Below are 10770 nucleotides of genomic sequence, written 5' to 3' on the forward strand. Positions count from 1 at the left end.
TGCTCGAAAAGCACGGCTACAGCGTCCAGCCCGCCGGAATGCGCTTCACGACCGCCACCGCGATGCTCAACGCCGTCGCCCCGCCCGATGCCCCGGCGACACCCGCACCTTGATTCTTTACGGCTTCGACCATTAGAAATCCACCGCCACCCCTGCCCGAACCATCGAGAGGAAGCAACACGACCCCAGTCGCTCATCCCTCCCTGCCATGCGGCACCTCAAGCCAATGCGTAGCTCTGCCGGAAGTAGTCGGCGGCGCGCTCCAGGTCCTGCTCGGACTGGAGCGTCAGCTCCAGGTCGCCAGTTCCGTGGTGGCCCAGCCCCGTCACGTCCCGGGCGAAGCCGGGCACGAGGTCGACCGTCGCCGGGTCGGCCTTCAGGTAGACCAGCAGCTTGGCCTTCTTCGGCGGGACCAGGCAGGCGTAGTTCTGCATCCGCCGGTAGGCTGTGTAGGTCTGGTTCGTGACCTTGGTGAGGTCCTCGCCGAGCCCGAGCAGCACCTCGTCCAGGGCCATCGCCAGCTCCGACATACCCCCGTCCCCGGCGGCAGTCCGCTGCGTCCTCGCTGTGCCCCTGTTTCGGCTGCCCACCCGGACCCCGGTGGCACGGCCCGGAAACGAGGCCACCGTCTCAAGGCCGACGTGCTCGCTGCCGAAGTACCGGTAGCGGACCAGGTCGATGGCGTGCCGGTGCTCGCGGACGGCGTGGATGTCGTAGCGGGTGAAGTCGCCGGCCACGCAGATCAGTCTGGGTGCGCTCCAGAGCACCTGGGCCGCGGCGTGGGCCCCGAGCCGGTCGCGAACCAGGTGCCGGAACGTGTCCCGGTGATCGAGCAACCAAGCCATGTAGAAGAGGCCCTGGTTGATCACGCCTTCTCTGAACTTCGGCTTGAGGCCCCAGCGTCCTCCTTCGCCGACCGGATTCGATCAGGGTAGGAGTCGGCGGGTTTCCGTCCAGACGAGAAGTTGATCCCGTGTTGGGCCGGGCCGCAGGTGATTGACGAGCCTGTCGAGATGCGCCGTCAGGATCTTGTGCCACCGCAGCTCACGGATCTGCTCGATGGCCAGATCACGCCATTGGCCGGCGAGAGCACCGGCTTCAGAAGGTGCGAGAGCCAGTGCTCCCAGGGTGTCAGACGCCAACGTCTCGGGGCTCCAGTCAGGGTCCTTGCTGTCGGGACCGAGCTGGTCGATGATCCACATCCGGAGCATGAAGTTCTGATTGGCCTCGCGCACCTGATCCGCAGGACCGTCACCATGCATACGCTCGTTGGCCAACAACGACAGCTTGGCCCACTGCCGACGGGTTTCGAGAGGCTGGTCGGAGCGGTAGGCGTGTGCCTGCGCGACGACTCGCACTCCCTCAAGTTCCCGGCCGCGAGCGTCCGTGGCGAATGCCTGGAGACGCTCGATAGTCCAAGTGCTGAGATCGCGGCATGGTTCTTCGTGGGCTGTGTCGGTATTCAATGATTCTCGCTCCTGGTCACAGGCATGCCGAGACCGACGACGGTTCTTTGGCGGGGATGCCGGTCAACTTGGGCGAGCTTATCCTCGGCTCCGGAGAGGCTGACTTTGAGTCCTTCGACCTCACCGAGCCAGCCTTCGCGCTCGGCTTCGGCGATGCGGGAGATGAGGTTGTCGCGGATCTCCACGAGCCGCTCGCGCTGGGCAGGCTCGGGCCAGAGCATCGGGCAGCGCACGCAGGCGTGCTCGTGGATGCAGGGGGTGCCGAACGCGCGGCCGCAGGCACCGATGGAGACTTTGCGCCGCTCGAAGTGGCCGAGGAACTCCTGCCATTCATCATCGGTGGGAACGCGGTATTCCTCGCTCGGGCGGAGGGAGCGGCGGCGGGCGAGGAAGGCCATGTGCGCCTGAATCGCCTCTTCGGGATAGACAGCCTTGTAGCGGAGAGTCACGTTGATGTCCTGATGGCCTGCGATCACCTGGGCAATGTGCGGCGGCAGCCCGCTGAGGATCGCGTCCGTGATGAACAGCCGTCGGAAGTCGTGCGGTGTGTAGCGGAGTGGGGCACCGGTGGCATCAGTCACGCCGGTGTCGATGAGCGCCTGGTCGAGCATGGTGCGGACGGTTTCATCGGTGAACGCGCGGTCCTCGCCGCAGATGCGCCGCTGGAACAGCAGTGGGGCCGGCTCTTGCCAGGTGCATTCGCCGCGGTCGTAGGAGCGGACCAGGGGAACGGCGCCGGTGGTATCCCGGGCTCGGCAGATGATGGCGCTCAGGACGTCGGCGAGTTCGGGGCTGACCAGCAGGAGGCGCTCGGTATCCGTCTTGGACGGGGCGATCTGTAGGAGGGGGACGAGTTCACGGGTGGTGGGCAATCGGTATTGGATCAGGCTGTGGTGGCTGAGTTCCAGCAGTTCCTCGATGCGGATGCCGGTGGCCCGCAGGACCTCGATTACGGCCCAGGTCCAGAAGGCGCGCTCGTCCTCGAGTCCTAGATCTCGGCGTTTGCCGGTGTGTGGGTCCTCGGCCCAGATCCTGCCGGCCGTTCCGTGCGGAACCACAGCGCGTACGAGTTGCTGGCCGGCAGCGGTGAACACCTCGCCGGGGCCGGCATGCCGGGCGGCTTCCAGTACCGCGGCAGCGTCCTTGCGGCGCTGGTCGACCGTGCGGACGAGGATCGGCAGGACCGGCAGGCGCTCACGGGTGCGGGCGTCCATCCTCGCCTTGCGTCGTCGTTGCAGTTTGCGGTTCTCCAGCTCGTCACCCCTCACCGGACTGGGTGCCACCCACGGGCCCCAGCGGCCGGGATCTTCCAGTGCCCACTGGGCGATGTCGAGGTAGAAGGCCCGCACCTGGGTGAGAGTGTCCCGGTGGTTGAGCCTCTCGACCTTGGTGCTCGTGCTTCGGCCGTCGGGGCCGGTGACGGTCTTGTCCTTGGTGCGAATCCTCTGCTTCCACTGCCCGATGATGTGCGGAGCGAGACGGAGGCTGTCGACGTCGGGGTGGTGGTGCTCGATGTCCTGCCAGAAGCGTTTGCCGAGGTGGTAGGAGAGGGACTTCAAGCTGTTGTAGTCCAGCGCGGGCTGGCGCTCACGGAGGTAGTCCACCAGCAGGTCACGGACGGGACGGCAGCACAGGCCGTAGCGGTCGATCAGCTCCTCAGGGGTCCGTTGTCCCAGGTTGCGGACCTCGCGCAGATTCTGCGGGGCATCCTCGCCGAGGGCTCCGAGCTGGTGCAGCAGCCGGTAGAACACCTCGGTCCCCGACGTCATCCGCTTGAGGACCGCGGCCTGGGTCTCGAAGAGCTCCAGGACGTCGCCGACGGTGATGTCGGTCAGCGTTCCGCCCTTCGCCGCGAGGATGAGGGCGCCGCGGCAGAGAGCCGCGCTGATGTTGGGCGACCGTACGTCCTGGGCTGACGCGCCCAGCTCCCGCAGGCGCTCGAATCCCCGCGGGTCGCGGATGCGAGCGATGGAACGAACCAGAACGCCTCGGCGGCTGGCCCCGGCGGCCAGCCAGTCCACCGACGGTCGCAGCAGATCAGCACTGATCACCGTCGTCAGGGCCAGGCCAACCGCCGGCATGCGCCAGGCTGCCTTCAAGTCGTGCTCGTGCAGCCACTGATTGATCATCGGCCGCCAGGCGGCACCGGTCTGTTCGATGCCGCTGGCCTGCCACCGTTCCTGCCACGTCTGTCCCGGCTGGTCTTCCAGCCAGTCCAACACCATGACGATGCCGTGCCTGTGTTTCGGTTCGCTGCCAGGGTTATCCAGCGTGTAGGGCGGACGGGACAACAACCGGGCCGCCTCGGTGCGGGGGCGTTCTGTGCCCGGCCATTTGTCGGGAACGGTTCGGGCGGGGAAGCGCTGCTGGGCGGCCATGGTGCGGGTGGGCCGAGGCAGCGTTCCCGCAACCGGTGTGGGAGAGCCGGCATTCGCCGACAAGGTGATAGTCACCGGGCACCGGTTCCGAACAGCACATCGAGTCTCTCCGGCCGGTAGTCGGCGGCCGGAGGCGGGGCGATGCGGGCAGCTGCCTGTCGTGCTTGCTCGGCATGGTGGGCTAGCAGTCGCCGGATCACCACTTCCTTGCGAGGCGTGAGGTACAGCTGTGTCGTAGTCAACTGGGCGTGGCCAAGGACGAATTGGACATCTGTGAGAGGGAGGCTGGGGTCCTCGGCCATGCGGTAGGCGGCGGTGTGCCGCAACGCGTGCAGCGTCGCGGAAGTTCCCGCTTTGGCGTTCGCCCGCTCGAACATGCGGTGAACCGCGTGGTAGGTCAGGGGCCTCGACGGCGAGCGCAATGTCCACCACAGCGGGAGACGTCGCCCGCGCGGGATCTCATCGTCCAGCTCCAGCTGGTAGAGCCGCAGCCAGACGAACGCGTCAGTCGAGGCGGGGAGTTCCTGGACCTCGCGGGTGCCCTTGCGGACCACCGAGATCAGCTGGCGCCCTGGATCGGCGCCGGCCTGCCATGTGCTGAGCAGTTCGCTGGCGCGGGCGCCAGTGGAGATATAGAAGGCGACCAGGGCCCGGTCCCGGTGCGACGGAAGCCGGGCGAAGATCTCGTTGAACTCCTCGTCTGGGACACTGCGGGGCACCCGCTTGGGCACCCTCGGCCGGTAGAGCCCGGTGCGTTCGTTGCGGAGCGGGTCCATCGGGTTGCGGTGGGCGTGAGCCCGCCGACCGCGGCGTGATCGGTCCAGCGGGAACGGGTTCAGGACCGGCCCGGTGCCCATGTCGCGGTGGAAGTCGTAGAAACCCCGTAGCACCGTCTCACTGTGCGCTCGCACCGACGGTGCGTACGGCTTGCCGCCCGCGGCCCACCGGCCCGCCTCGCTCGGGCGTCGCCAGTGCGGACGCCTCGGCTGTCCGGCGACCTGAAGCCAGCGGGAGAAGTCTCTCGCTTCGATCCGGCTCGCTCGGTCCCATGGCACCTCGACGGCCCAGAGGAAGCGGAACCAGCGCAGCATGTCCATCCCGTAGGAACGGGCCGTCGCCGCCGAACGACCGGCTCCCTGCAGGTCCCGCAGGAATGCGCGAGCTGCCTCGACCGGCTCCCCGGCCGGGTCAATGAGCCGGTATGGCTCCCACGGATCGTCCATGGCCGCCAGTTCCCCGACGAGGGGGACAGAAAGGGCCGCCAGGTCTCGAGATGCCTCCATGGCAGACTCAACGACGCCTCGGCTACAAGGTCACTGACCTGCGAATACTCCGCCAGTAGTTCAGTCAACGGGTCCGCGTCAGTGCCCCGCTTGTACTCGACGATCACCGGGGCCCCGTTCTCGTCGACGCCCAGCGAGTCGATCCGGCCGCCGTGAACCGGCCCAGTGCTGTACTCGCTGGCCAGGAACCGGACCCCGAGCATGGTCTGCATGTGCGCCTCGACAAGGTCTTGCACATCGGCCTCGACCTCAGCCAGACGCGGCGCGACCTCGGTCACGCCGCTCTTCGTGTTGAACAACTTCAGGCCCGACACCTCCCCCTCCGTACCGACCTACCGCCAACACGCAGCCGACTAGATCTATTTCCGGTATGCAGCGGGATGCTCGGGAGCCCAGCCACGACCGTCACCGTACGTAGTCGGACCCAAGTCCGTGACCCCGGGCGGGGTTGGAGCCTCGCCAAGTACGACGGGCGCGAAAAAGCCGCCTTCCACACCAGGATTTCACCCTGGTACGGAAGACGGCTTTTTCATGCTGACGCCCCATCAGAAAAGACGCCGGGCGTGCGTCAAACGTGCGTCACGAGCGTCAAATCTGCGTCAAGATATCGCCCGTAACGCCCACAGCGCACATAACGCACACTGCCCAAACCTGCAGGTCAGAGGCCCTTTCCAACGGGCTCAAGGATCGCGACGCACTCGGCATGATGGGTCATCGGAAACAAGTCAAGGCATCTCCACCGGTGATCGACACCTCGGTCCCGACCGCCTCGTGTCCGCCGGACGCCGCACGCTGTTCGCAGCACCTGACGTGCATCCCCACCGGCCCTGAGTTCCGCAAGCGTCGAGAGCGCCGCTCCCATGGCCAAGTCTTTTTCAAGGAATCCGCCGCCTCGTAGGTGCTGGCCTTGGTGTGCTCCCGTCCGCGCCGAGCCACTGGCGGAGCTTGAAGGCGGCATTACCCGGCCCCGCCGTCGCCCGGGTCCAGCTGACTGAGCCGCATCGCCGTCCATCGGGCGGCCGTCCAATTGCAGAGCAGCCCACTCCTCATCGAAAGACGCATATCCCCGTACATACGCATCGACGTCCGCTCGCGTCGACCCCGCTTCTACGGCTCGATCAGGCCCACCCGGATCGCGTAGCGGGTCAGTTCCAGGCGGGGCCTTGACCCTGGGTTTTGGACACCGGAGACACTTGGATCTTGATGGTCCAGGAGAACGGAGTCCCCGTGGGGATGAAGCACTACCCCGCCGAGTTCAAGGCGGACGCGGTCGCGTTGTACCGCTCGAGGCCGGGAGCGACGATCAAGTCGGTCGCCGCCGGAGCGGGACATTCTTCGCAAGGCCGCCCGGTATTTCGCGACGGAGACGCGCTGGTGAACCGCTACCAGTTCGTTGAAGATCACCAGCGCCGGCACGGCGTGAAGCGGCTCTGCGACATCCTCGGCCTTGCCCGCTCGAGCTTCTACTACTGGCGCCGCACCGCAGCCGCGCGCACTGCCCGCCAAGCCGTCGAGGCCGAGCTCGCGGTCCGGATACGCGAGGTCCACCAGGACTCCGACGGCACCTACGGAGCCCCCAGAATCACCGCCGAACTCCGCGACGGAGGAGGCCCGGTGGTCAAGCACAAGCGCGTCGCGAGGATCATGCGGACCATCGGAATCGAGGGAGTCCGCCTGCGCCGCCGGCACCGCACCACGCTCGCGGACCAGGCAGCGGCGAAGGCACCGGATCTGCTCGGCCGTGACTTCACCGCCACCGCGGTGAACACGAAGTACGTCGGCGACATCACTTACCTGCCGGTCAGCGGCGCGAAGCCGCTCTGCCTCGCTACCGTCATCGACCTCGCCTCACGCCGGCTGGCCGGGTGGGCGATCGCCGACCACATGCGGACTGAACTCGTCGTTGACGCCCTGGCGGCCGCCGAGCGAACCCGCGGGAGCCTGGCCGGAGCGATCATGCACACCGATCACGGGTCGCAAGACGGATTCAATTGGTCGTCGCAACCTTGATCACTGAGGTGCGCGATGGGGCGAGACGAGAAGGAACTGCCGATGGTGCCTGCGGGTGGGCGACGGCAGTGGGCGGCGGATCGGGCAATGCGACCGCCGATGCGTTCGCCAGGCCGGCCGGAGCCGTCTCGGGCAGTGCAGCGGCACTTCTGGCGGCGGATCGCGTCGGGAGTGACGACGGCAGAGGCCGCGCTGGTTGTGGGTGTTTCGTGTCCGGTCGGATCCCGGTGGTTCCGTCACGCTGGCGGCATGCCGCCCATCAGCCTGGACGAGCACACCGGCCGCTACCTCTCGTTCGCCGAGCGCGAGGAGATCGCGCTGCTGCACGCCCAGGGGTACGGCGTGCGCGAGATCGCCCACAGGATCGGACGTAACCCGGGCACAATCTCACGCGAACTGCGCCGCAACGCGGCGACCCGGAACGGCAGACCGGTCTACCGGGCCCTGGTGGCGCATTGGAAAGCGCAGCAGGCCGCGAAGCGTCCGAAGACCGCGAAGCTCGCAGGCAACGACAGGTTGCGCGAGTACGTGCAGGAGCGGCTCGCCGGCAATGTCCATCGACCCGACGGCACGATCGTCACCGGGCCCCAGACGCGCCCCTGGAAGGGATTGAACAAGCCGCATCGGCAGGACAGGCGATGGGCGACGGCGTGGAGCCCGGAACAGATCTCGCACCGACTCCGTGCCGACTTCCCCGATGATGAGTCCATGCGCATCAGCCACGAAGCGATCTACCAGGCGCTCTTCATCGAGGGCCGTGGCGCGCTCAAGCGGGAGCTGGTTACGTGTCTGCGGACCGGCCGGGCACTGCGGACTCCCCGTGCACGGTCACAGAACAAGCCGCAGGGGCGTGTCACCGCGGACGTCATCCTCAGTGAACGCCCCACCGAGGCCGGGGACCGCGCGGTCCCTGGACACTGGGAAGGAGATTTGATTATCGGGACGGGCCGCTCCGCGATTGGAACGCTTTCGAGCGCAGCAGCCGCTCCACGCTCCTGGTGCACCTGCCGCGGCTCGATGGCTGGGGCGAGAATCCGCCCGTGAAGAACGGCCCCTCACTCGGGGGCTATGGCGCAATCGCGATGAATACGGCGCTTGCGGAATCGATGGCGCAGCTGCCCGAGCAGCTACGCAAAACCCTCACCTGGGACCGCGGGAAGGAACTCTCCGGCCATGCCCAGTTTGCTCTCGATACCGGGACGAAGGTGTTCTTCGCCGACCCCCACTCGCCCTGGCAACGACCCACGAACGAGAACACGAACGGCCTGCTGCATCAGTACTTCCCGAAGGGCACTGACCTCTCCCGCTGGTCGTCCACGGACCTCGAAGCCGTCGCCATGGCAATCAACAACCGGCCCCGCAAGGTCCTCGGCTGGCGGACGCCGGCCGAGGTCTTCGAAGAGCAGCTACGCTCGCTGCAACAGCCCAGTGTTGCAACGACTGGTTGAACTCGCCCAATACACGAGCAGGGCCTTCGCGGAAACCTGCAGGTCAGCAGGGGTCCGCCAGAGCATGCGCGCGATCGGCTCCAGCGCGGACAACGCCGCTGCGGAGAGCTTCAACGCCGCCTTCAAGAGAGAGACGCTCAAGGGCCGGAAAGGCTGGTCCAGCGAGCGCGAGGCCAGACTCGACGCCTTCCGCTGGCTGACCCGATACAACACCCGCCGCCGGCACTCCCGCCTCGGCCAGCGGTCCCCGATCGCCTACGAGAACGCCCTCCAACGAGCAGCAACTACCCTGGCCCAAGCCGCATAGACGTGTTCAAAATCCGGGGTCGAGGCCCATCACATTGATGACCCGACGCATCACCCAGAAGAAGGCCCATACTGGCCGCCCCCTCGCCGCTCAGTCCCTGCCCCCCGGGGCCTGAGCCCGCGGCACCAGCCTGGATCTCTTCCACCCTCAACCAGGGGTATTTCGCCTGTCTCTGTGGATCAACCACACGATGACGGGCACCCCAACCAGCTGCGGAAGAAACTGAAACGGCACGGGCAACGCCACCACCCCAATAACTGCGGTGATGACGGCGACAGCCAGCACTGCGACCATCAGCCGCGGCTTGCGGCGAAGACGGTCCCCCGCCTCGCCTACCGTCTCGCCCTCGGCACCAGCGCCCCCGGCCATGCCCAAGGCATCCACCGTGATCCGACCGGCCGCGAGCACATTCGCCTCACGAGAGACGACCCAGTGCTTCCGCAGCGCAGCCAGCTAAGCCGGCGTCAGCTTCACGACTGGAGAAGGTGCCGGGTATCGCGACCGCCCGACCACGGACACGGTGGGCACGCAGCTCCCACCAGAACCCTCCGCGGATCTGGTGAACCTTCTTCTCGATCCCTGTGATCTCACCCCATGGGATCGACCGCCGACTGACGAAAGTACGAAACTCCATCCGCTCAGGCGTCAGGAGCGTCCTGCTATATGCGCGGTTGACCAGATGGAAAACCCCGGCCAGCCAGAACGCGCTGAGCCCTCCGGCCCACGGCCAACGCTCCACACCCGGGGATTCCGGTCCTGCCGACAGCATGATCGCGGCCGCAACGGCTGCCCAAACCAAGGTCAGAAACCCGGTCCACACCCAGGTACTGCGTCGGTCCGAAGCATCCAGGCTGATCCATATCTCCGGCATGCCCAGATGCTATGAACCCCCGTCCACGTTGCACAGTCCGAATGAAGACTTCTTCGGACCCTGTCATCGACGGGTCACAAACAGGTCCTTATCGCAGCGGAGCCTGCGTGCTGATTGGATCTGGCCTGGAGTTGCCTGGGGTGTTGGACGGAGACTCCGAGCCATAGAACTGACCTTGTTCGAGCTCGATCTCGTGTCGCTCGGTGCGCTCGTTTCCCACGAAGGTCCACAAGCAGAGAGCCAGGACCGACACCGCGCAACCCCCTCCGACAGCTGCGCGTGCCCAGACCACACCCTTGTGCTTTCTCCTGAGCCAGAGCAGAAGCCACGCAGACCAAGCGACCGCAGCCACTATGAGGAACGGTGTGAACGAACCACGCTTGAGACCGAACAGCAGCGCGCCCGGGTCTGCAATCAGGAGAAGCAGGGCAGCGTAGACCGCGGTGCCCACTGCCACGATGCCGGATATCCACGAAGCGGTACGTGTTGTGCTACTGCGCTGCTCGTCCACGTGAGTCTCCGTACGGTGGTCGCCTGTTGGTGCGGGGTGTGCCCATCCACACCCCGCACCAACCATTCTGTTACGGCCGGGGCCGTACCCGCTCGACTGTTACCGTCTCGGTGACGTTGCCGTCCTTGTCAACCGTGACGCTCCGCTGTCCACCCTTGGTTGTGCCGTTGTGCTTGGTGGGTTTGGGCATGAGGGGGCTAACCATGAACAGGCTGCCGTCCTTGTTCTTGACCAGGTTGCCGTTCTCATCAGCGACGGGGATGGCGTCCGGAGCCTTGACCCCGCTGTTGGGATTCATCCACTCGGGCTTCGGAGGTGCTCCCTCAGCCTCAGTAGTGGGAACCAGTGAACTGGAACTGGCGCTCAGGCCGCTACTGAACTTGATTGGGTGATGTCGGGGCTGTTCGCCTGACAGCGTCCGGGTCGTTCCGGTAGCCCTGATGCTGTGAGGTACGCGCAGGGCGGCGGTTTGACCGACGCCGAGAGGGCCGCGCGG

The 10770-nt window shown here is 66.5% G+C and carries 6 protein-coding genes and 5 pseudogenes; 3 read left to right on the forward strand and 8 right to left on the reverse strand.

Translation table 11 applies throughout. The annotated features are described in order from the left end of the window. Nucleotides 1-218: 218 nt before the first annotated feature. From AC061S_RS43590 to AC061S_RS43610, 5 genes and pseudogenes are all read right to left on the reverse strand, one after another. Nucleotides 219-872: pseudogene (locus AC061S_RS43590) on the reverse strand (DUF5655 domain-containing protein); the annotation flags it as partial. A gap of 54 nt (nt 873-926) precedes the next feature. After that, the gene (locus AC061S_RS43595; protein WP_478691435.1) at nt 927-1466 is read right to left on the reverse strand and encodes a hypothetical protein; all 540 of its coding nucleotides are present in this window, start codon (nt 1464-1466) and stop codon (nt 927-929) included. Further along, nucleotides 1463-3844, reverse strand: coding sequence for a tyrosine-type recombinase/integrase (locus AC061S_RS43600; protein WP_478691436.1), 2382 nt, complete (start codon nt 3842-3844; stop codon nt 1463-1465). The genes AC061S_RS43595 and AC061S_RS43600 overlap by 4 nt, the downstream gene beginning before the upstream one ends. 71 nt (nt 3845-3915) lie before the next feature. Next, the gene (locus AC061S_RS43605; protein WP_478691437.1) at nt 3916-5127 is read right to left on the reverse strand and encodes a tyrosine-type recombinase/integrase; all 1212 of its coding nucleotides are present in this window, start codon (nt 5125-5127) and stop codon (nt 3916-3918) included. A gap of 59 nt (nt 5128-5186) precedes the next feature. Further along, nucleotides 5187-5441: pseudogene (locus tag AC061S_RS43610) on the reverse strand (DUF5655 domain-containing protein); the annotation flags it as partial. Nucleotides 5442-6448: 1007 nt separating this feature from the next. Here AC061S_RS43610 and AC061S_RS43615 point away from each other — a divergent pair. From AC061S_RS43615 to AC061S_RS43625, 3 pseudogenes are all read left to right on the forward strand, one after another. Next, nucleotides 6449-7107: pseudogene (locus tag AC061S_RS43615) on the forward strand (IS3 family transposase); the annotation flags it as partial. A gap of 72 nt (nt 7108-7179) precedes the next feature. Beyond that, nucleotides 7180-8585, forward strand: a pseudogene (locus AC061S_RS43620) (IS30 family transposase). Nucleotides 8586-8589: 4 nt separating this feature from the next. Beyond that, a pseudogene (locus AC061S_RS43625) lies at nt 8590-8892 on the forward strand (integrase core domain-containing protein); the annotation flags it as partial. A gap of 415 nt (nt 8893-9307) precedes the next feature. Here AC061S_RS43625 and AC061S_RS43630 read toward each other — a convergent pair. From AC061S_RS43630 to AC061S_RS43640, 3 genes are all read right to left on the reverse strand, one after another. Further along, complete coding sequence (locus tag AC061S_RS43630; protein ID WP_478691438.1) at nt 9308-9763, reverse strand: hypothetical protein; 456 nt, start codon at nt 9761-9763, stop codon at nt 9308-9310. Nucleotides 9764-9851: 88 nt separating this feature from the next. Next, entirely contained in the window at nt 9852-10274 is a 423-nt protein-coding gene (locus AC061S_RS43635; protein ID WP_478691439.1) for a hypothetical protein, read from the reverse strand. Nucleotides 10275-10344: 70 nt separating this feature from the next. Continuing rightward, on the reverse strand, nt 10345-10572 hold the full coding sequence (locus AC061S_RS43640; RefSeq protein ID WP_478691440.1) for a hypothetical protein: 228 nt from the start codon (nt 10570-10572) through the stop codon (nt 10345-10347). Nucleotides 10573-10770: the final 198 nt, after the last annotated feature.

The organism is Streptomyces sp. CA189, assembly GCF_056428985.1.